The organism is Vibrio sp. 10N.222.49.C9, from assembly GCF_041474985.1.
Classification (GTDB): Bacteria; Pseudomonadota; Gammaproteobacteria; order Enterobacterales; family Vibrionaceae; genus Vibrio; species Vibrio crassostreae_C.
Map to the genome: position 1 here is coordinate 18,675 of NZ_JBFRVD010000027.1, position 21,167 is coordinate 39,841.

At 45.9% G+C, this 21,167-nt stretch carries 18 protein-coding genes; 7 read left to right on the plus strand and 11 right to left on the minus strand.

The annotated features are described in order from the left end of the window. Nucleotides 1–52: 52 nt before the first annotated feature. The 3 genes from AB4585_RS12495 to ftnA form a co-directional block, all read right to left on the minus strand. Complete coding sequence (locus AB4585_RS12495) at nucleotides 53–1,246, minus strand: NAD(P)/FAD-dependent oxidoreductase (protein ID WP_372169951.1); 1,194 nt, start codon at nucleotides 1,244–1,246, stop codon at nucleotides 53–55. 249 nt (nucleotides 1,247–1,495) lie between these two features. Further along, nucleotides 1,496–1,819 (minus strand): universal stress protein UspB, encoded by a 324-nt coding sequence (gene uspB / locus AB4585_RS12500; protein WP_009848060.1) that lies wholly within the window; start codon nucleotides 1,817–1,819, stop codon nucleotides 1,496–1,498. 68 nt (nucleotides 1,820–1,887) lie between these two features. Further along, nucleotides 1,888–2,415: a non-heme ferritin gene (gene ftnA, locus AB4585_RS12505; RefSeq protein WP_017066029.1), complete on the minus strand. Its 528-nt coding sequence runs from the start codon at nucleotides 2,413–2,415 to the stop codon at nucleotides 1,888–1,890. A gap of 189 nt (nucleotides 2,416–2,604) precedes the next feature. Between ftnA and uspA the strand changes: the two genes are divergently transcribed. Then, nucleotides 2,605–3,039, plus strand: coding sequence for a universal stress protein UspA (uspA, locus tag AB4585_RS12510; protein ID WP_017060149.1), 435 nt, complete (start codon nucleotides 2,605–2,607; stop codon nucleotides 3,037–3,039). A 52-nt stretch (nucleotides 3,040–3,091) separates the two neighbouring features. Beyond that, nucleotides 3,092–3,970, plus strand: coding sequence for a carboxylate/amino acid/amine transporter (locus AB4585_RS12515; RefSeq protein ID WP_017060148.1), 879 nt, complete (start codon nucleotides 3,092–3,094; stop codon nucleotides 3,968–3,970). 112 nt (nucleotides 3,971–4,082) lie between these two features. Here AB4585_RS12515 and AB4585_RS12520 read toward each other — a convergent pair whose 3' ends face one another. From AB4585_RS12520 to AB4585_RS12530, 3 genes are all read right to left on the minus strand, one after another. Continuing rightward, on the minus strand, nucleotides 4,083–4,673 hold the full coding sequence (locus tag AB4585_RS12520; RefSeq protein WP_017060147.1) for a hypothetical protein: 591 nt from the start codon (nucleotides 4,671–4,673) through the stop codon (nucleotides 4,083–4,085). 141 nt (nucleotides 4,674–4,814) lie between these two features. Next, nucleotides 4,815–5,594: a class I SAM-dependent methyltransferase gene (locus AB4585_RS12525; protein ID WP_017063046.1), complete on the minus strand. Its 780-nt coding sequence runs from the start codon at nucleotides 5,592–5,594 to the stop codon at nucleotides 4,815–4,817. Nucleotides 5,595–5,706: 112 nt separating this feature from the next. Beyond that, nucleotides 5,707–8,829 carry an EAL domain-containing protein gene (locus tag AB4585_RS12530; RefSeq protein WP_372169959.1) on the minus strand — a complete coding sequence of 1,041 codons (3,123 nt, stop codon included), beginning with the start codon at nucleotides 8,827–8,829 and terminating at the stop codon, nucleotides 5,707–5,709. A 126-nt stretch (nucleotides 8,830–8,955) separates the two neighbouring features. Here AB4585_RS12530 and asnC point away from each other — a divergent pair, with 126 nt between their 5' ends. Next, complete coding sequence (asnC, locus tag AB4585_RS12535; protein ID WP_008218581.1) at nucleotides 8,956–9,420, plus strand: transcriptional regulator AsnC; 465 nt, start codon at nucleotides 8,956–8,958, stop codon at nucleotides 9,418–9,420. Between the two features lie 91 nt (nucleotides 9,421–9,511). Here asnC and prlC read toward each other — a convergent pair whose 3' ends face one another. After that, a complete protein-coding gene (gene prlC, locus AB4585_RS12540; protein WP_372169953.1) occupies nucleotides 9,512–11,554 on the minus strand; it encodes an oligopeptidase A in 2,043 nt (680 codons plus the stop codon). Between the two features lie 279 nt (nucleotides 11,555–11,833). Between prlC and AB4585_RS12545 the strand changes: the two genes are divergently transcribed. From AB4585_RS12545 to AB4585_RS12560, 4 genes are all read left to right on the plus strand, one after another. Continuing rightward, nucleotides 11,834–12,673 carry a 23S rRNA (adenine(2030)-N(6))-methyltransferase RlmJ gene (locus AB4585_RS12545; protein ID WP_017060143.1) on the plus strand — a complete coding sequence of 280 codons (840 nt, stop codon included), beginning with the start codon at nucleotides 11,834–11,836 and terminating at the stop codon, nucleotides 12,671–12,673. A gap of 187 nt (nucleotides 12,674–12,860) precedes the next feature. Next, a complete protein-coding gene (gene gorA, locus AB4585_RS12550) occupies nucleotides 12,861–14,216 on the plus strand; it encodes a glutathione-disulfide reductase (RefSeq protein WP_017060142.1) in 1,356 nt (451 codons plus the stop codon). 201 nt (nucleotides 14,217–14,417) lie between these two features. Beyond that, complete coding sequence (locus AB4585_RS12555; RefSeq protein WP_372128495.1) at nucleotides 14,418–16,115, plus strand: hypothetical protein; 1,698 nt, start codon at nucleotides 14,418–14,420, stop codon at nucleotides 16,113–16,115. Nucleotides 16,116–16,256: 141 nt separating this feature from the next. Then, nucleotides 16,257–16,508 carry a DUF6482 family protein gene (locus AB4585_RS12560; protein WP_017103429.1) on the plus strand — a complete coding sequence of 84 codons (252 nt, stop codon included), beginning with the start codon at nucleotides 16,257–16,259 and terminating at the stop codon, nucleotides 16,506–16,508. A gap of 92 nt (nucleotides 16,509–16,600) precedes the next feature. Here the strand turns inward: AB4585_RS12560 and AB4585_RS12565 are convergent, their stop codons facing one another. From AB4585_RS12565 to AB4585_RS12580, 4 genes are all read right to left on the minus strand, one after another. Next, nucleotides 16,601–17,842 (minus strand): NADH:ubiquinone reductase (Na(+)-transporting) subunit B, encoded by a 1,242-nt coding sequence (locus tag AB4585_RS12565; protein ID WP_017079378.1) that lies wholly within the window; start codon nucleotides 17,840–17,842, stop codon nucleotides 16,601–16,603. Between the two features lie 198 nt (nucleotides 17,843–18,040). Beyond that, nucleotides 18,041–18,997 (minus strand): SPOR domain-containing protein, encoded by a 957-nt coding sequence (locus AB4585_RS12570; protein WP_372169957.1) that lies wholly within the window; start codon nucleotides 18,995–18,997, stop codon nucleotides 18,041–18,043. 187 nt (nucleotides 18,998–19,184) lie between these two features. Beyond that, a complete protein-coding gene (locus tag AB4585_RS12575) occupies nucleotides 19,185–20,123 on the minus strand; it encodes an ABC transporter permease (RefSeq protein WP_017060135.1) in 939 nt (312 codons plus the stop codon). A gap of 2 nt (nucleotides 20,124–20,125) precedes the next feature. After that, complete coding sequence (locus AB4585_RS12580; RefSeq protein ID WP_017060134.1) at nucleotides 20,126–21,103, minus strand: ABC transporter permease; 978 nt, start codon at nucleotides 21,101–21,103, stop codon at nucleotides 20,126–20,128. Between the last annotated feature and the right edge of the window lie 64 nt (nucleotides 21,104–21,167).

The window sequence follows — 21,167 nt, forward strand, 5'->3', positions numbered from 1 at the left end:
AGTTTTGTACAAACTTTATCAACAATGTACAAACTTTATTGTGCCTAAACACTTAAACCCACTGGCCTGCTGCAAAGCCAGAGCTCCAGCACCATTGGAAGTTATATCCTCCTAACCAACCTGTTACGTCCATTACTTCACCGATGAAGTAGAGGCCAGAAACCGTCTTACATTCCATGGTTTTTGAAGATAGATGATTGGTGTCCACACCGCCTAGAGTCACTTCCGCTGTTCGGTAACCTTCGGTGCCGTTTGGTGCAATTTTCCAGTTCTCTAGATGCTCTACAATGTCATTCAGCTGCTTTTCGTTGAACTGCTTAAGCGGCTTGTCTTCCAGCTCTTTACGATCAATCAACACTTCCACAAAACGCTTCGGCAGTGCTTTCGCCAAGGTGTTTTTCAGGCTCTGATTTGGGTGCTTCTCGCGAGAGTTAGCCAGCAGCTCAGCTACATCGACTTCAGGTACTAGATTAATCGAAACCGACTGACCCGCTTTCCAGAACGAAGAAATTTGCAGAACTGAAGGACCCGATAGGCCGCGGTGAGTAAACAGCAACGCTTCTTTGAACAAGGTTCCATCTTGCGCGGTGATCTCGGCAGGAATAGCGATTCCTGAAAGCTCAGCAAAGGCTTCTTTGTCTTCTTTATGCAGAGTAAATGGCACCAAACCGGCTGTAGTCGGCATCACAGACAAGCCAAACTGCTCGGCAATCTTATAGCCAAATGGCGTCGCACCTAGTTTCGGCATCGATAAACCGCCCGTCGCCACAACCAGTGAGTCACACTCAACTTCGTCGGTATTAAGGTGCATCTTAAAGCCAGCGTCTGTTTTTTCGATGGAGTGAACATCACAACGGTAGCGTTGTTCAACTTTCGCCTGCTTACACTCGTCAAGCAGCATGCTCACGATGTCTTTTGCAGTGTGGTCATTTACACAGAACAATTGGCCGTGGTCTCGCTCTTCGAACTCAATACCGTACTTGCTCACCATCGAGATAAAATCCCAGTTGGTGTATTGAGATAAAGCTGACTTCACGAAATGAGGGTTGTTACACAGGAAGTTGTTGGCTGAAACATCATAGTTAGTGAAGTTACAACGACCGCCACCTGAGATTAAAATTTTTCTGCCTGGTTTCTTTGCATGATCAACCACCAGCACTCGTCGGCCGCGTTTACCCGCTTCCGCAGCACACATTAAGCCTGCGGCGCCCGCACCAATTACGATTACATCAAATTTTTCACTCATGTGGTTCTGCTTTTCTTCACTTTTGCAGCCCGAGTACACCCTGTTCTCGAAATGCCATCAATAAAAAAGGATGTGCATAAACAGCACATCCTTACTAATTGCTCGCTATTTTAGCGGCAATTTTAAACTTTGCAATTGATGTTCAATTGTACAATTAGCAGACAGCAGCAAAACCACTACTTAACTTAGCGAACCAACAACCGAAGCTTCACACCAGAACCTAAGCTCTACTTCACACGTACTAAAAACTCAGACGATGAAAGAAGACAGCAAGGTTACACCTAGCAGAGCGGAAGAGAGTATGAATAACTGTCTTACGCGATCGCACTTCGAAGTAAAAACTTCGTCATGATGATGGTGATACTCTTTGCTTTTGATGTAACTGAACAGGCGAACCTGTTTGGTCATATTGCCATGGGTTGTGAAAAAACCGCCTCCGTCTACTTGTTGATAAAGTAGAGGATGCGCTTCTCGCATAATATAAATGAGCGTTCTTAGCGCAGTAAAATAACGCGCCCAGTTCACGCAAGTCACAACCATTAGTGCAAATAGAATAGTGTCGCCGCTGATCATCCTTTCCTCCCTACATCTTCATAAGAAAACTCAAAAGAAAAAGATAATCAGTGTCTTTTTCGTACTACCTAAACGGCAGGAGCTTCCATAATTGAAGATGAACCATCTTTTGCCAATTGCGCTAGGTCTTTATCAATAAAAAACAGTGCTTTACCGTCTTCACCAACAAGCTCTAGCTTATCCAATACACCTTTAAACAACTTCTCTTCTTCGTGTTGCTCTGCAACGTACCATTGCAGGAAGTTAAAGGTTGAGTAGTCTTGTGTGCTGAAAGCAACGTGAGCCAGTTTGTTGATCTTTTCAGTAATCATCTGCTCATGTTCATAAGTTTCACGGAACACTGCACCAAGGCTTTCGAATTCGTGTTTTGGTGCTTCAATTGCACCCAGAATCGGCATTGCACCTGTTTCGCTTACGTAAGTGAAAAGACGCTGCATATGTTCCATTTCTTCTACTGCATGAACACGCAGAAACTCTGCTGCACCTTCAAATCCTTTGTCTTCACACCAAGCACTCATTTGTAAGTATAGATTGGATGAGAAAAATTCTAGGTTAATTTGATCATTCAGTTGCTCAACCATAGTTTTTGACAGCATTTAAGACTCCTAATTACATCCTCAATTTTCTCTACTATATCACTATTTAATGAATATCTCGCAGGCCATTAGTTAACCAATATTTCGAGCTGTCACTACGCAAGACAGTGGATATGAGATCACTTCAGCAAAAAAAACCATCGCATAGTGCTAATCTTAAATCAGACAATGAATAAAGGAGGTAGCGATATGAGTTACAAACATATTTTGGTCGCGGTCGATTTATCAGAAGACAGCAAATTAATTGTGGATAAAGCGGTAGCATTGGCTAAGCCATTGGAAGCCAAAGTCTCTTTTATCCATATCGATATTAACTACGCAGAGCTCTACACTGGCCTGATTGATATCAACATGGCCGAAACCCAGCACAACGCGATGGAAGCGTCTCGTATTCAGCTGCAAAATTTTGCGGAGCACGCCCAATACCCGATCACCCATACCCTAGTAGGCAGTGGTGATTTGAGTCATGAGCTGTGTGACACCATCAACGAGTTCAATGTTGATCTCGTGGTTTGCGGTCACCATCAAGACTTTTGGAGCAAGCTGCTCTCTTCAACACGCCAACTGATCAACGCCTCTCCGGTTGATATGCTGGTCGTGCCTCTAAGAGATTCAGAAGACTAATGATTTAAGGTTAGGTAACATACAGCTCATATCTTATTAACGAAGTTTTACTATGAGCTATTTAGCTGGTGTTACCCTCCTATGGGCCTTCTCCTTTAGCCTGATCGGCGTTTACCTTGCGGGTCAGGTTGATTCTTGGTTCTCTGTTTTAATGCGTGTTGCCCTTGCTGGCGTCGTATTTCTTCCTTTCCTAAAGTTTCGCGGCGTATCGCGTAAGCTGATCGCTAAATTGATGGCAATTGGTGGTATCCAGCTTGGCCTGATGTACTGCTTCTACTATCAATCTTTCTTACTGCTATCCGTTCCTGAAGTCCTTTTGTTTACCGTTTTCACGCCAATTTACGTCACGCTTATTTATGACTTTCTCAAAGGGCAATTCTCTCCGTGGTACCTAGTGACAGCGGCAATTGCGGTATTGGGCGCGGTATTCATTAAGTTCGCAGGTATTAACGAAAACTTTTTAGTCGGCTTCCTCGTCGTGCAAGGCGCGAACCTGTGCTTTGCTATTGGTCAGGTGGGCTACAAGGTGGTGATGGAGAAGGAATCGACCGAGTTGCCTCAGCGAACCGTATTTGGTTACTTCTACTTAGGGGCGCTATGTGTCGCGTCAGTGGCTTTCATGCTACTAGGCAACCCAGAGAAACTGCCCACCACCACACTTCAATGGGGAATCCTGATCTACCTTGGCTTGATTGCGTCGGGGCTGGGTTACTTTATGTGGAATAAAGGCGCGTGCATGGTGAATGCTGGCGCGCTGGCAGTGATGAACAATGCCTTGGTTCCTGCTGGTCTGGTGGTGAATATCCTGATTTGGAACAGAGATGTCGATTTGGTTCGCTTGTCTATTGGTGGCGCCGTTATCTTATTCTCTTTATTCGTCAATGAGACGTGGGTGAAGAAGCGCGTAGCAAGATCCGCAAGCAACGCTTAGCTGATTTGAACGAGCTACATGAGTCAGCTCGGATAACCCCAAAAAGCAAAAGAGCGACCTAAGGTCGCTCTTTTTAAATCATCGCTGTAGCAATAAACCATTCAAATCAACTTCAGTGGATTTGATTGTGGCTCACTACCTGAGTCTTGGTTTCAGTGAAGGCAACATCATCAAGTTGTAGGTTGATTCGTTCCAATTCACTTTCCAGCTTCTGACTTTTCTTAAACAGCTTTTGCTGCTTCTTAATCATCTTCGCCAGTTTCTTATTGTACTTCTCTTGTTTCTTAGCCGCTTTCTTCGCTTGTTTGAGTTCAGCTTTCTCATCACCGCTCGCCTTCGCCATCAGTTTTTTCAGCTTGGCTTTTTTCTGTGCGGCTTCTTTTTTGGCAAGCTCAGGGGCCATATCAGCGGCGGCTGGATCGAACATTTGTACGCTCGGTTCAATTGCCTCGTTGATTTCCGCAAGCGACAGTTCTGGTGCAGGTAATGTTTCCGCTAGCAGGCCGCATGCGACTTTCTCTTCAACGGGTTTGTTTTGACAACCAAGAGGTGGAATTGCGGTGGGTTTGCATAGATTCGCTTGATCCGCCGAAGAACGCGCGCAAGAACGACACACGAACTTAGGTTCAGTCACCAAGCTGTGGATCTCGCCCAAGTGTTCGGTGATATCTCGACGGTTTAACTTACAAAAGCGTTTAGCCATGCTTCAACTCCAGCTAAGAATAATAATGATTCTTAGTTAGATATACATCTGTAACGCGACTATCGCAAGTGTTAAATGGCAATTTATCGTATTTATGACGGGAAATTTTCTTAGCGTGTATCTAAGTTATTGATGCTTCAATTAAGTCATTGATGCTTTCACATAGACGTCAAAACGGTTCTTTTTGGTTTCGATCGCCATGCTCGGTTTTTGCTCGTCTAACCAAGCTGCGTAATCCGGTCTTTTAACCACAACTCGCTTCGATGCCAACTTCATCGCTGGCTCAAATAGGCCATCAGCATCCAGATCGGCACCCACCAAAGATTGGAATACGCGCATCTCTTTTTTGACCAGAGCCGATTTCTTTTTGTTCTCTGGGTGTGGGTACATAGGGTCGAGGTACACCACATCAGGTTGTTCAAAGTCAGGATCGTTACTGAGCTTGTCTAAAGCATCGTGACTGGATGCGTGAATCAACTTCATGCGTTCAGTTACCCAACCACCGATATCTGGGTCTTGTTGCGCTCGCTGCAAGCCATCATCAAGCAGTGCGGCCACAACGGGGTGACGCTCGACCATTTGCACCTTACAACCTAGAGAAGCCAACACAAACGCATCGCGCCCTAAGCCTGCAGTACCATCAAGAATAGTTGGCGTTGCGCCTTTGTTTAAACCAGCTGCTTTGGCAATCGCCTGACCTTTACCACCGCCAAACTTACGTCGGTGACCAACAGCGCCTCCCACTAAATCAACAAAGATAGCGCCAAGCTTAGGCTCATCGACTTTACGTAGCTCAAGTCGCTCACTAGTCAGTACCAAAGCAAAATCACTGCTTTCATCATGAGATAAGTTCCAGCGGGTCGCTAAGTCATTCAAATGATCGATTTGGGTAGCATCTTCGCAAATCAGTTGTAGTTGCAAGGTCGTCTCCAACAGACAGTAGTATTCAAAACAAAAGAGGCAACCAGTTTACCTGATTGCCTCAACAATACATATTAGCGGTGAAAAGTATTCCCAGCTAAAGTCGGCTTACCTAAACCAATGGCTCTGTCTCTCGCTCTTGTCTTAACTCTTCAACAAGCTCTGCGAGTGGCTTAGGTCGCCCTATGATGTAGCCCTGCGCGTAGTTCACACCCAGTTCGATAAGCTTGTCGATAATCTGGGTATTTTCAACGAACTCAGCCACGGTGTGCTTGCCCATCTGCTTGGCAAGATCATTGATCGAGCGAACCATTACATGGTCCATCTCATTCACATCAATATCACGTACAAACAAGCCATCGATCTTCACAATATCGACAGGCAGCTTTTTCAGATAGCCAAATGACGATAGCCCTGAGCCAAAATCATCCAATGCAATCATGCAGCCAAGCTCTTTGATTCGAGTAAAGAACTTGATCGCCTGCTTCATGTTACTCATCGCAGCCGTTTCGGTGATCTCTAAACAGATTTTATGGCACGGTATCGACGAGTCTCTCAAGCTCTCAATCAAGAATTCGACAAATTCTCGATTACCCATCGAATGACCAGAAAGGTTGATTGAACACATCCCTAGTTCCTCAATAACCTCAGGACGTTGCTCCAACCAACTCAAGGTTTGACTCACGACTTGGCGGTCAATCAAATGCGCGATGTTATAGCGCTCTGAGGCTGGCATGAAGATCCCCGGGGAGATATATTCACCGTGGATATTCTTGATGCGAACCAAGATTTCGAAGTGCATTTTCTCGCTGTTTTTATCTAGGCCAAGAATTCGCTGCGCAAACAACTCTAAGCGATCGTTAGCCAAGGCCTCATGCACTAGGTTAACGCACTCCATCTCAAGATGGCGACGACGCAGGTCTTCATCATCTTGATGGTAAAGATGATAGCGATTGCGACCTTCTTCTTTAGCGGCATGACAAGCTGCATCCGCCTGAGCGTGCACCATCTGTGGTGAAGCTGCTGTATGGTCGATCAATCGAATACCGATAGAGCACGTCAGGTTGAGTCGAATATCATCCCACAAGAATGGATTCTCACTCATCATCGAGATAATACTGCGACACACATTCACCGCATCTCGTTCAGTACAGTCTTTCATCAGCACAGCAAACTCATCACCACCCATTCGCGCTAACACCGCATTGTAAGGCAGTACGTCTTCTAGCAGTTTGGCGCTAAACAAGATCGCAGCATCACCCGCTTCATGTCCTGCGGTATCGTTCAGCACTTTCAGCTGATCCAAATCTAGGAACAACATTGCGTGAGTTCGCATGTGGCTCTCAACCTCTTTCAGCGCCTTTTGCAGCTCTTGCTCAAAGTGGTTGCGGTTAAAGGTGTCAGTCAGTAGGTCATAGCGAGCCTGATACTCTAGCTTTTCAGAAAGCTCGTGCGTTTCGGTGATGTCTTCACCCACAATCAACAGCTGATCAGACTCCACCAACGGGCGGATATTTTCACGAATCCAGCTCTTGCTGCCGTCGGCATGGCGATATTCGATATCACGACGCCACACACCACGAATCTTATGCTGAGGTTGCAGCAAGATATGGCGAGGAATCATCGCGTTCTCATCAACATAGAATTCTCTAGGGCGATGGCCCAACAACTGATCGAGAGGGTATCCCAAAAGCTCTTCGGCAAACTGGTTCACTTGTTGAATGCGATTATTGCCATCGAGCGTAATCATCATCACCGGCTGTTTGTCGTAATACAGCTTCAAGTTTGCTTCACGTTGGAACAGCTTATTCTCAGCAAGCTTACGTGAGGTCACGTCGCGCGCCTCAAAGAGAAACTGAATGTCTTCGTCTTCACTGCCCGGCATCGGCTTCAATGAAATATCCAACACCATCGCACCGCGATCTCGACACCACACCTCGGCTTCAAATCGTAAGGCTGGGTGCTCACTTTTTGCGATGAAATATTCGGCTAGCACTTCTCGCGCAGAACTTTCCCAATGTTGGTGTTGTTGCAGCGGCGTTCCCAGTTTATAGCCTTGATTATAAAGCAGCTCATGTAACTTGCTGTTACTCGACAGCAGCACGCCACCCTTATCAATGATGCCCATGAATTGCAGGCTCTGATCAAATATCGACTCCAACAGTCGTTGGCTTTGGCGACTTGCACGTTCGCTCTTCTTCAGACGGTTAAGGTAATACACCAACACCGCGATAACACACGACATGCTCAAGAACATTAAACCGATGGTGCGAATTTCATCGCGATAGCGCATTAAGAATGACTTCGGCTTATTGAGGAAGGTTACTGAGGCTTCATTCTCTGCACCCAAATCCCAACGTGAGATCTGTTGGTAATCGAGTTTGATTTCTGGCGCGCCAGCAACCACCAATGGCAATGGAGCCTTAGGATTGTTCAGCACGCTCAACAGCACGCGCCCCGTGTCTCGACCTTGCGTTTCTCCACTGTGGATCACGCCACCAATCGCACCAAACCCAAGTCCTAAATCATGCACAATATACAATGGCATCTGAGTTTTTTTGTTGAGCTGACGCCAGTCTTCTTTGCTGCTGACCCGACCATTGATGTCGCGGTAGTAGGCCCAGAACAACAAGCTTTTAGTTAGATCAGCGCGTTGCGCGAACGTCATCAGTTCTTGATAAGAATCAGGCGTATATTGCTCCACCATCCCAGAAAACTCAGGGCGTTTTTGTAGAAATAAATCCACTTGAGCGCGAATAGCTTCACCCGTTACCGAGTGATCGGTAACCACGTAAACTTTTTTAACCGTCGATTGAAGTCGATTGATCAGCTCAATATTGCTCGCCATATCAATATCTTCAGTGATACCGGTTGCGTGCAAGCCTTCAATCATTTGCGGAGAAAAATTGTTGATGCCACCAAAAATAACGGGCGTGCCATTGAGTTCGGGCGCTAAGCGTTTCATCAGATTGAGGGCGTTATTATCACTGACGACTACAGCGGCAAACTCTTCATGCGACAGCTTAGTGCGGTATAGCTGATAAATTCGCTCTAAGTATTCAGCGTTTTGAGTTCGCTTGGTATCGAGATAAACAACCCGGTAAGATAACCCATCGCGATCGAGCTCATCAGATAGTCCTTTATGGAAATCATCTGTCCAGAAAAAGCCTTGATGATAAGAGTGAATAACCAACACATCTTTTGCCTGAGCTGAAGCAAAAACACTCCAACACATCACAATAAAAAATAACGAAAATCGCACTGAATTCACCCTAACCCTATAGTTACTGCTAATATTATCACCCTTGGCTATGATGTGTACTCAAGCCGGTATGTTTTTCATTCAACCTAAGGATTATGCATGTCCACAACCACAGCTCGTCTAGATGATCTAGACCGTGCCATTCTCAAAACCTTGATGGAAGATGCACGAACTCCTTACGCTGAAATGGCAAAGCAGTTCGATGTCAGCCCTGCGACGATTCACGTTCGCATCGAAAAGATGAGATCGGCAGACATTATCGAGCGAACGGAAGTTGTGGTAAACACCAAAAAACTGGGTTACGACGTGTGTTGCTTTATTGGCATCAACCTTAATGCTGCCAAAGATTACCACTCGGCGATCGCTAAGCTGAATGCCTTAGACGAAGTGGTTGAGGCGTACTACACCACTGGTGCTTACAATATCTTTGTAAAGCTGATGTGTAAGTCGATAGAAGAGCTGCAGTTTGTATTGATCGATAAGCTGCAAGCGATCGATGAAGTTCAGTCGACAGAGACACTGATTTCATTGCAGAACCCTATCAACCGCAATGTGAATCCATAACATTGATTCGCCTTGCTTGGCATAACGCACAGACAAAAAAAGAGCCTCTAACTAGAGGCTCTTTTCGCAATAAACTAGATAGTTACCGTGATTATGCGTTGATTCCCGCGTGGCGCAGCATTGCGTCGATTTGTGGCTCACGACCACGGAAGCGTTTGAACAGCTCCATTGGCTCTTCACTGCCACCCATTTCAAGGATGTTGTTCAGGAAGCGATTACCCGTTTCAGTGTTGAAGATACCCTCTTCTTCAAATGCTGAGAACGCATCTGCCGATAGCACTTCTGCCCACAGGTAGCTGTAGTAGCCCGCGCTGTAACCACCAGCAAAGATATGACCAAAGCTGTGTGAGAAACGGTTCCAATCTAGGCTTGGCAGTACCGACACCTTAGACTTAACATCCGCTAGCGTTTCTAGTACGCGAGCACCCACTTCAGGGTCGTATTCTGTGTGTAGCGTGAAATCGAACAAACCAAGCTCTAGCTGACGCAGGATAAACATCGCAGATTGGAAGTTCTTCGCCGCTAGCATCTTCTCTAGCATCTCTTTTGGTAGCGCTTCACCCGTTTCGAAGTGACCAGAGATGAACGACAGCGCTTCTTCTTCCCAACACCAGTTTTCTAGGAACTGACTTGGTAATTCAACCGCATCCCAAGGCACGCCATTGATACCCGCAACTGCGCCCGCTTCTACTTGCGTCAGCATGTGGTGGATACCGTGACCGAATTCGTGGAACAAGGTCACCACTTCATCGTGAGTAAACAGTGCTGGCTTATCACCAACTGGCTTATTGAAGTTACACGTTAGGTAAGCAACCGGGGTCTGTAGCTCGCCAGATTCGGTAATGCGACGACCACGACAGTCATCCATCCAAGCGCCACCACGTTTGTGTTCACGTGCGTATAGATCTAGGTAGAAGCTACCACGCAGTGTTCCAGTCGCATCAAAGATATCAAAGAAACGCACTGACTCATGCCAAGTGTCTACGCCTTGACGCTCTGTTACCGACATACCAAACACGCGGTTCAGTACCTCAAACAGACCTGAAACCACATTAGATTCTGGGAAGTAAGGACGAAGCTCTTCATCAGAGATCTCGAACAGTTTCTGTTTTTGTTTCTCACTGTAGTAAGCGATGTCCCACAGGTTTAGCTCAGAGACACCAAATTCTTTCTCAGCAAACTGGCGTAGCTCTTCAACTTCTCGCTCACCTTGCGGTTTGGCTTTTACTGCTAGGTCGTTTAGGAAGCCAAGCACTTGGTCTGGCGTTTCTGCCATCTTAGTCGACAGTGATTTTTCGCTGTAAGTACTGAAACCAAGCATGCGCGCGATCTCGTGGCGCAGCTTAAGTTGCTCGGTGATGATCTCAGTGTTGTCCCACTTACCTGCGTTTGGACCGCGATCTGAAGCGCGCGTTACGTACGCTTCATAAAGCTCTTTACGCAGTTCTTGGTTATCACAGTAGGTCATCACAGGTAGGTATGATGGGATATCTAAAGTCAGTAGGTAGCCTTCTTGCTCTTTAGACTCAGCCGCCGCTTGAGCTGCCGCCAGTACTGATTCAGGCATACCTGCCAGCTCAGCTACGTCTGTGATCTGCTTGCTCCAACCCATGGTTGCATCAAGCACGTTATTTGAGAATTGAGAGCCTAACTCAGACTGGCGCTTGCTGATCTCGCCGTAACGATGCTGTTCATCTGCAGGTAAGCCAATGCCCGACAATTCAAAGTCGCGCAGTGCGTCGGTAATAGTTTTTTGTTGAGCTCGGTTCAGTGCAGAGAATGCTTCACTCGCCTTGATCGCTTTATACGCTTCGAACAAGCCTTTGTGTTGGCCAACCCAAGTGCCGTATTCAGATAGCACAGGTAAGCAGCTCTCATACGCTTCACGCAGTTCGTCACTGTTCACGACAGAGTTCATATGGCTCACAGGTGACCAAATGCGACCTAAACGATCATCCACTTCTTCAATTGGAGCAACTAGGTTGTCCCAGCTTGGTGAAGTATTACCTTCAAGTACTTGTTCTATCTTGTTGCGACACGCTTCAATCACTTGCTCAACTGCAGGCTTTACGTGCTCTGGCTTGATCTGTGAAAACGGAGGTAAGTCCGTGAAGGTTAATAGCGGATTAGACATATAAACATTCCTTTGGCTTTAGAGACTTTCGTCTTTTTTGTAATGAGGTCGTCTTACAGTCATCAGGCTAAAGTTCGCCCTAAAAAATCACCTGCGAATAGTTATTAAATAGTGCCCATAAAGGCAAATTTCAATAGTAGAACCAATAACTAACTGCAGATAGCTGACGACTGTCCCTGAATTGTTCGAGAATTTATGGTCCATTGAGGGTTATAATAGTCTGATTAACCCCACCTACACTAACCACACTCTAAATCGAGAGTGTTACGAGAGTTTAATTTGTTAAGTTATCGCCACAGCTTCCACGCAGGTAACCATGCCGACGTAGTAAAGCATATCGTACAGAGCCTTATTCTTAATTCTTTGAAACAAAAGGATAAGCCTTTTGTTTATCATGACACTCACTCTGGTGTAGGTCGTTACGACTTAACGCATGAATGGTCTGAAAAAACCGGTGAATACAAGCAAGGTATTGCTCGTGTGTGGGAGCAAACAGACCTTCCTGAAGACATTCAAAGCTACCTTGAGTCTATTTCCATTCTCAATAATGGCGAGAAACTGCGTTACTACCCGGGTTCTCCACGTGTTGCACGTGCACACCTGCGTGACCAAGACCGCATGGTACTGACTGAGCTTCACCCAGCCGATCACCCGCTGCTTGAGCAAGAGTTCCACCGTGATCGTCAGGTATCTATCTACAAAGAAGATGGTTTTAAGCGCTTAAAGGGCAGCCTGCCACCAAAAGAACGTCGTGGTTTAGTACTGATCGACCCGCCTTACGAGCTGGCAAAAGAGTACCGTGATGTCGTGACTGCAATCGCTCAAAGCCACAAGCGCTGGGCAACCGGTATCTACGCAATTTGGTACCCGGTAGTAAATCGCTGTGATATCGAAGATATGATCGAAGGTCTCGAAGGCTTAGGCATCAACAAGATTCTACAAATCGAACTTGGCGTATCACCAGACACCAACGAGCGTGGCATGACGGCATCAGGCATGATCGTGATTAACCCGCCTTGGAAGCTAGAAAGCCAAATGAAAGAGATTCTTCCATTCTTGAAGGAAGCAATTGCGCCAGCGACCGGTCACTTCAAAGTAGAGTGGATCGTACCCGAGTAATCTCGAGTCCACATCATAGACTGAAGAATCTTCAACAGACTGTGATGTGGACGAATAAATTTTAAACAGGGAGATTGAGTTCAACCGATCTGCCCTCAATATAATAATTAGACAATTTAAGAATCTATAGGACGTAGGTATCCAGTGCTCTCACTGTGACTACAACCTTCAATAAATGGAGAAAGTAATGGCGACTCATTTTGATTACATCTGTATCGGTGGCGGTTCAGGCGGCATCGCATCGGCTAACCGCGCAGCTATGCACGGTGCAAAAGTTGCACTTATCGAAGCTCAAGACCTTGGTGGTACTTGTGTAAACGTTGGTTGTGTTCCTAAAAAGGTAATGTGGCACGGCGCTCAAGTCGCTGAAGCAATCAACCTATACTCTGAGGACTACGGCTTCGACGTTGAAGTAAAAAGCTTTAACTGGAGCAAGCTGATTGAAAACCGCCAAGCGTACATTGGTCGTATCCACCAATCTTACGACCGCGTACTAGGTAACAACAAAGTAAACGTAATCAAAGGCTTTGCTAAGTTCGTTGATGAAAAGACAGTTGAAGTGAACGGTGAACACTACACAGCAGATCACATCCTGATCGCGGTAGGTGGTCGTCCAACAATTCCAAACATCCCAGGTGCAGAATACGGCATCGACTCAAATGGCTTCTTCGACCTAATGGAGCAACCAAAACGCGTTGCGGTTATCGGTGCTGGCTACATCGCAGTTGAGATCGCAGGTGTACTAAGCGCACTAGGCACAGAAACACACTTGTTCTGTCGTAAAGAATCTCCACTACGTAGCTTCGATCCAATGATCATCGAAACGCTAGTAGAAGTAATGGAAGCAGAAGGTCCAACACTTCACACGCACTCAGTGCCTAAAGAAGTTGTGAAAGAAGCGGATGGCACACTGACTCTACACCTAGAGAACGGCAACACTCAAAACGTTGACCACCTAATCTGGGCTATCGGTCGCCACCCAGCAACTGACGCTATCAACCTAGCATCAACTGGCGTTGCAACTAACGACCGTGGCTACATCAAAGTAGACGAGTTCCAAGCAACTAATGTTCCTGGCATCTACTGTGTTGGCGACATCATGGAAGGCGGTATCGAGCTAACTCCTGTTGCTGTTAAAGCAGGTCGTCAGCTTTCTGAACGTCTATTCAACGGTCAAACCAACGCAAAAATGGACTACAAGCTAGTGCCTACTGTTGTATTCAGCCACCCACCTATCGGCACGATCGGTCTTACGACCCAAGAAGCTGAAGAGAAGTACGGCAAAGACAACATCAAGGTTTACACATCGGGCTTCACTGCGATGTACACAGCAGTAACCAAGCACCGTCAACCTTGTAAGATGAAGCTAGTATGTGCTGGCGAAGAAGAGACTGTCGTTGGCCTACACGGCATCGGCTTCACGGTTGATGAAATGATTCAAGGCTTCGGCGTTGCAATGAAGATGGGCGCAACCAAAGCAGACTTCGACTCTGTTGTGGCGATTCACCCAACGGGCAGCGAAGAGTTTGTTACCATGCGTTAAACCTTTGTAAGTCAAAGAAATATTATGAAAAAGCCGACATCTGTCGGCTTTTTGTGTTTTTTACCGTATGTTTGAATGCTTATTAACCAAACAGCATTTTACACACTTAACTTGGAAGAAAGATCACGCTACAATCGCGCGCTATAAAATTACACGCATAAAAATAACAAATAGCTCTATTACAGAAAGGATGTACGAGTAATGAAAAAAGTGAGTATTCTCGCAGCGGCGATTGCAGTGGCTTTAACAGGTTGTGGTAGCGACAGTTCTAATTCAGGTGTCACAACACCGACAGAACCATCAACAACAACCAACAAATTTATCGATGCCGCTGTTGAAGGTATCTACTACAGCACTAGCTCTGGTTCAAAGGGCATCACAAACAGCGAAGGCGAATTTACCGCTAAGTCTGACGATACGGTGACCTTCTTCATTGGTGGTGAAAATGGCTTGAAAGTAGGGGCAGCATCAAACCGTGATGTACTGACACCATTTGAAGCGGCGGGCAAATACGACCGAGCTCTAAATTTAGCAATTCTACTTCAGTCTTTAGATAACCAATTTGGTAGCGCTTCTGATGAAGTACTGACAATTCCAGATGCGTTGCGCGAACCTGATGCTGCGACGTTAGCGAAGATGAAAAACCTAAGTCTAGATGACCGTGATTCTGTTACAGACTTCCTAACAGCGATGGGAGTCACTTCAATTACTAATGAATCTGAAGCATTGGCTCATATGGAGAAAGCATTCGGAGAAAAATCAGGGACTGTTCGCGGCAGCGCTGATGCCAATCCATTTGTAGCGAAAAATGGGCAATTTATTCGCTCAATCATGGTGAGACAGTATGATATTAACGATCCAAACAACCGCCCTAACGACAAAACAATGTTAGTTCACGCTGACAAAATGCTCCCTAAAGCTGTGTTTGAACATACACGTGGCACGCCTTACTTCACTTATCAAGATTCAGCCAATGGTCTTATTGCTGTAAGTGACAGCGACTCTTTATTGTCATACGCAGACGCTGAAAAGTACATCAGCTGTGTATTGGCAGGGAGTTCTGCAGGCTGCAATCAAACAGCTAACCCAGACTTCACCCTAAACGCTCCGTTTTCTTACCTTCTACTTGATAAAAGCAAAGAAAATACCACACCTAAACCAAAGAGTTACGGTTGGGCACCTTTCATTGAAGGGAATCAACAAGTCCTCAACCACTACACGCCAAACAAACTGGAAGATGATCGAGATGAAGGCGATGCAACCCCTTCATACCAATATGAAACTCTTTCAGGTAGCTATGACCCAATTACAAAAATATACACACAAATTCGTTCAAAAACAGAGTTAAGCGACCCATCAAGCGAATCAAGTAAAGCAAAGCGTATCGAAGAAAGTTTGAATTTCTACTATCACGTAGAAACACCTAGTGACGAAAGGTACGTGGATTTCACTGGGTCTTGGGATACCACTCAGATTTGCGCTGATGGACAAAATGCTGTCATGAGAATGGTATTTGATTCTGAGGGCGCTACCGTATCAGGGAAAGAGTGCAATGCAAACTCACCGGCAGATCTTGAAGACTCAGGCAAGAAGTATACCTATAAAGAGCTTGCTGCAATTGACTATTGGTGGTTTAACATTTCAGGACGTGAATCAAAAGCAACACTGACAGATCTAAACTCAGTCGTGCGCTTCTGTGATGATACTGACAATGGTTATATTCCTGGTTCAGGAGATAAATGTCCTGTTGATGCAAATGGTAATAATCAAGAATACATCATTAAATGGGAGTATCAGCCAGCAGGTACTAACTGGGATGAAGGGTTGCTAACTCGCCGTAAAATGACTCCAGACGGATCAACAACAGGCCGTGTTAGCATCATGCAGAAAATCAACTAACCTTTGAGTTAGTTTGATGACTTATTAATAAACCAGAAGCTGAGCTTCTGGTTTTTTCATTTTTAACACACATGAACCTTCAAACAACCATCAACGTAGATACAGAAACAAAGAACTATCGAGAACAACATGGAGTTTGTTATGAATCTACTCATTGAATCATTTGAAGGCGGGATCTACTTGGCTTACCAAATCATTGGCGAGCAAAAGCAGTTAATCAAAGACGACCACCAGCACCCAATGAAGTTTTTGAGTGTTAACCAAGCCCGCGACCACTTCAGTGATCAAGGCGTATCGTCAGCAATGCTGATACACAACAGTGCATACGACGAGATGTGCGGTGAGCATTGTGGTAACACCCAACCGTTCGAAATTGATTTGAAATGGAGTTAAATCAACTTCAAATCAGTCGCGATAAAAATTAAAAGGCTTACATCAATGTAAGCCTTTCTTATGGGAGTAACTTTCCCTCTTATTCACTCAAATCAACGCAATGTCCGCTTCTGCCTGCGTTTGATGTTTTGCTCTTTCACAATAAAATCGAACAGTGGGGCGAAGAGGTTGGCGAACAAGATAGCCAGCATGATGCCCTCTGGATAAGCAGGGTTGAGCACGCGAATACCAACCGTCATCACACCGATAAGAATCCCGTAAGCCCATTTACTCTGATTGGTAAAAGCGGCAGAAACTGGGTCGGTCGCCATAAAGAAAGTACCAAAGGCAACGCCACCCAACACAAAGTGCCAGTAGAACGGCATAGAAAACATCGAGTTGGTTTCGGATCCGATCCAATTCATCAAACTAGAGGTCGCCACAAGGCCAATAATCACACCCGCAACAATGCGCCAAGAGGCTATCTTCATGGCAATCAGAATCAGACCCGTCAACATGATAAGCAGTGACGACACCTCACCCATCGAGCCCGGTATATTACCGATAAACGCATCCATCCAGGTGATCGCCTCGCCAGTCATATTATTGATAAGCGAAGTACTGCCACCCTCATACCATTGACTCAGTGGTGTCGCGCCTGAATAGCCGTCAGCGGCAACCCACACAAGCCCACCCGACATGTTGGCTGGATAAGCGAAATAGAGGAAAGCCCGTCCAGCTAACGCAGGATTAAGGAAATTTCGTCCTGTACCACCGAACAGCTCTTTGGCGACAACGATACCAAAAGTGATACCTAATGCGGCTTGCCAGAGCGGAATGGTTGGCGGGAGGATTAGTGCAAACAGCACCGAGCTGACAAAGAAGCCTTCATTAACTTCGTGCTTGCGAACGACTGCAAACAAGACCTCCCAGAAACCACCCACAACAAACACCGTGGCATAAACGGGTAGAAAATAGAGTGCACCAAGCAACATCTGGTTTGCCCAGCCACTTGCCATCAATGACTGCGCATCACCAAATGCCCAAGACAAGCGCCAGCTGCTTTCAATAACAGAGGTAAGTTCGTTAAGTTGATAGCTGGACGTTAATGCGAGGAAGCTTTGGTGTCCGACGTTATACATCCCCCAAAACATCGCGGGAAAGGTCGCTAGCCACACCAGAATCATGATTCGTTTGAGATCGATACTGTCTCTAACATGGGTCTGGCCTCGGTTTACGTTGCCGGGCGTATAAAATATGGTCGCAAAAGCCTCATACACAGGGTAAAGCTTTTCGTACTTCCCTCCAGCTTCGAAGCGTGGAGCCACGTCTTCTAATCGTTTTTTTAAACTCATAATCTCAATCACCTTATTGCTTGAGTTATGGTTTTCTACGCATCAACTGCTCTATTTGAACAATTTCTAGAGATTTTTAGTCAAATTCGTATGAAGAAAGGGTGTCCAGAAGTCGAACCGATGTTGAAAAAGGAAGGTGTATAAACAACAAAGCCCCAGCAATGGCTGAGGCTTATTTGGTATTACAACGGGTCTTCGTTATTTCACGCACATCACATTAAGCAGTGAAGAACCTTTCAATTGGTTTACGTTTCCGTTGGTAAACAGACCTTTCTTATCTGCGCCCCAATAAGGGAGATGCATTGGCCAGTTCTGTTTTTCCATAACCTTTGAGCTCAAGATGCTCTGCCACTGCTTTTCGCTCATCAGCTTCATGTTAACCTGATTACACACTAATTCAGCGCTATCGTAATCTAGACGACTCCAAGGCTTGCCTTGTTCCATATAGAACTGCTGCTGATGGTCTAGAAGGTAAGGAATCGCATATTGGCTACCCGCAACATTGGCTGTCACACGGATTTCGATTTCCAAATCGTTGTCTGAATTCGCGTTACCGCTTGGTAGCGTCTGAATAGCTGCAGCACTCGTTACCGCTGCCGCTTGCTTCGCAGCCACAGGTTTCGGAGCAGGTTTTGTTTTTACAGGGGCCTTAGGCTTTACAGCTTTTGACTCTGCCGGTTTTGCAACGATAGGCTGTGATGAGGTTTTCGACTTATCGACCATACGAATAAAGGCCTCACCGTAACCAGAAACCTTACGCACCTGAGCTAGGTCTTTTCTCGCATCAGAGAAGGTAGAATAAGGTCCGATTAAGCAACGGTAGTCTCCGCCTTCCGGCTTCATCCACACGTTGGTCGAGATCTTCTCATACAGAGGCTTTGCTCGGCTCAGTGACAAAGGCTTGTTCAGCAGGCCACATTGAACCCAAAACAGTTCGTTATCTGAATGACGTTTTGGTGCTTTACTGCCCCACACGCCCTTACCGATCGGACATGATTGCTCTAGCTGTGGTAATTGGTTGGTGCTTGCCTGAGTTGCATCACATAGAACCGACTCTGCATTCACTTGGCTCGATACCAAAAGAGATGCAGCGATAAGTCCCATACGATAATTTCTCGTCACAGCACGACATACAGCATTCATTGTCAATTTCATAACCACCACTTAAACCCTTGCGGGCTAATTATTACCGAATCTATGTCGATAAAACATGAATTCCATTTTAACTATTATTGACACTGTCAATAATACTAAGTTCCAGATCCATTAAGCAAAAAAAGAGCCGTAATTGCTTACGGCTCTTAATTTAGTGACTTTTTTTACTAAAAATCAAACCGGGCTATCACCCTTTATAAATTTTCGGGTTAAACACGTCACGTAACCAGTCGCCTAATAGGTTAATAACGAGAACCAATGTTACCAAAAGCACACCTGGGAATGCTGTGATCCACCATGCTCCTGAGAAAATGTAGTTAAAACCAGTACTGATCAGGGCACCGAGTGACGGTTGGTCTACCGGAAGACCTAAACCGAGGAAAGAAAGTGCCGCTTCTGACATGATGGCATTTGCCACCTGTACCGTAGAGATAACCAAAATCGGTGATAAACAGTTAGGCAGAATATGGCGGAACATGATGCGAGGCGCTCTAAAGCCCATCACACGTGCCGCTTCTACGTACTCTTTCTTCTTCTCTGCCAATACCGATGCACGAATCGTACGAGCATACTGCGGCCATTCAGCAATACCGATGATCACCACCAGCATAACAACCGCATATTGCGCGTAGAAGTCACTACCGAAACTCGCCTTGAAGATGGCCGAGACAATGATCGCAACCATCATGGTTGAGAACGAAAGCTGAACATCGGCAAAACGCATCAGGAAGCTATCAATACGACCACCGAAGTAACCTGCAGACAAGCCAATGATGATACCGAGAGTCAGCTGAAGACCTACCGCTAGGAAACCGATCGTCAATGACAGACGCGAGCCGTAAAGCATCGTAGATAAGATGTCACGACCCTGCTCATCAGTACCCAGTAGGAAGCGTTCTTCGCCGTCTTCCATCCAAGATGGTGGCAACTCAGAATCCATGATGTCGATAGACGTCACGTCATACGGGTCTGTTGGCGCTAGAATAGGTGCCGCTAATGCCATAACAAGGAAAGCTGCAAAGATAGCGAAGCTCACCATTGCCACTTTGTCACGTAAGAAGTAGTACAGAATGTCTGACTGCTTGAATCGCTCCCAACGAGATGGAGCTGTTGTTGTTTGTTCCATGATTATGCTCCTTTCCCTGTGATGTTCACTGTTGGGTTAATGATGCCGTATAGCAGGTCAACAATGGTGTTAGTTACTACGAAGATCAGGCCAACGAAGATAACGTATGCGGTAATCAGTGGTGTATCCACTCGGTTAATCGCTTCAAGGAATAGGAAGCCGGTACCCGGCCACTGGAATACAGTTTCAGTAAGAATGGTGTAAGCCACCATAGTACCGATTTGAACACCGCCTACCGTTAGTACTGGCAGCATTGTGTTCTTCAAAGCGTGTTGGTAGTAAATCTTGTTCAGCGCTAGGCCTTTTGCTTTACCAAACTTGATATATTCAGAGCTAAGAACCTCTAGCATTTCAGAGCGTACTAGACGAATGAACAGAGGCAGCATGATAGATGCTAGAGCAATACTCGGCAGCACTAAGTGTGCAAGGCCATCGAGCGTTAAGAAACCAGACTCCCAGCCAAACCAGTTTGCGGTCTCACCACGTCCAAACGACGGCAGCCAACCTAACTCAATAGAGAATACATACATCAACATGATTGCGGTTAAGAAAACAGGCACAGAAATGCCGATACTACTGCCCGCCATCACCAGTTTAGTGAAGAAGCTTTTTGGGTGTATTGCAGAATAAACGCCAAGTGGAATCGACAGACAAACAATGATCAGAGAAGCGCCGAACACAAGCTCAAGCGTTGCGACTAGTTTATCTAAGATTACGTCCACAGCTGGGCGTTTAAAGAAATATGAAGTACCAAGATCACCTTGTAGAGCTGCGCCCACAAAGCGAGTGTATTTTGTAATGAAGGGATCATTTAAGCCGAGTTCATCACGCAGCGCTTGACGCTCCGATTCTGAAACAGATTGACCGACTAACTCACGCAACGGGTCGCCCAGGTTATCCTGAATGGCAAACGCCACCAAACTGATCACAAACATCACTATCAGTGCCTGAAACAGGCGCTTGACCAGAAACGTAACCATTCCTTGCCCCTTATCTATCCATGACTATCTAGTCGAAATCCGCGACTAGATAACAAAATTCAGT

What these genes read in the sequence shown, in the direction of transcription:
- asnC (WP_008218581.1), top strand. Translation starts at nt 8,956, where the DNA reads ATGTCCACAACCACAGCTCGTCTAGATGATCTAGACCGTGCCATTCTC.
- AB4585_RS12570 (WP_372169957.1), bottom strand. Translation starts at nt 18,997, where the DNA reads ATGAAATTGACAATGAATGCTGTATGTCGTGCTGTGACGAGAAATTAT.
- AB4585_RS12560 (WP_017103429.1), top strand. Translation starts at nt 16,257, where the DNA reads ATGAATCTACTCATTGAATCATTTGAAGGCGGGATCTACTTGGCTTAC.
- AB4585_RS12580 (WP_017060134.1), bottom strand. Translation starts at nt 21,103, where the DNA reads ATGGTTACGTTTCTGGTCAAGCGCCTGTTTCAGGCACTGATAGTGATG.
- AB4585_RS12520 (WP_017060147.1), bottom strand. Translation starts at nt 4,673, where the DNA reads ATGGCTAAACGCTTTTGTAAGTTAAACCGTCGAGATATCACCGAACAC.
- gorA (WP_017060142.1), top strand. Translation starts at nt 12,861, where the DNA reads ATGGCGACTCATTTTGATTACATCTGTATCGGTGGCGGTTCAGGCGGC.
- AB4585_RS12575 (WP_017060135.1), bottom strand. Translation starts at nt 20,123, where the DNA reads ATGGAACAAACAACAACAGCTCCATCTCGTTGGGAGCGATTCAAGCAG.
- ftnA (WP_017066029.1), bottom strand. Translation starts at nt 2,415, where the DNA reads ATGCTGTCAAAAACTATGGTTGAGCAACTGAATGATCAAATTAACCTA.
- AB4585_RS12530 (WP_372169959.1), bottom strand. Translation starts at nt 8,829, where the DNA reads ATGTGTTGGAGTGTTTTTGCTTCAGCTCAGGCAAAAGATGTGTTGGTT.
- AB4585_RS12555 (WP_372128495.1), top strand. Translation starts at nt 14,418, where the DNA reads ATGAAAAAAGTGAGTATTCTCGCAGCGGCGATTGCAGTGGCTTTAACA.
- AB4585_RS12495 (WP_372169951.1), bottom strand. Translation starts at nt 1,246, where the DNA reads ATGAGTGAAAAATTTGATGTAATCGTAATTGGTGCGGGCGCCGCAGGC.
- uspA (WP_017060149.1), top strand. Translation starts at nt 2,605, where the DNA reads ATGAGTTACAAACATATTTTGGTCGCGGTCGATTTATCAGAAGACAGC.
- prlC (WP_372169953.1), bottom strand. Translation starts at nt 11,554, where the DNA reads ATGTCTAATCCGCTATTAACCTTCACGGACTTACCTCCGTTTTCACAG.
- AB4585_RS12565 (WP_017079378.1), bottom strand. Translation starts at nt 17,842, where the DNA reads ATGAGTTTAAAAAAACGATTAGAAGACGTGGCTCCACGCTTCGAAGCT.
- AB4585_RS12515 (WP_017060148.1), top strand. Translation starts at nt 3,092, where the DNA reads ATGAGCTATTTAGCTGGTGTTACCCTCCTATGGGCCTTCTCCTTTAGC.
- uspB (WP_009848060.1), bottom strand. Translation starts at nt 1,819, where the DNA reads ATGATCAGCGGCGACACTATTCTATTTGCACTAATGGTTGTGACTTGC.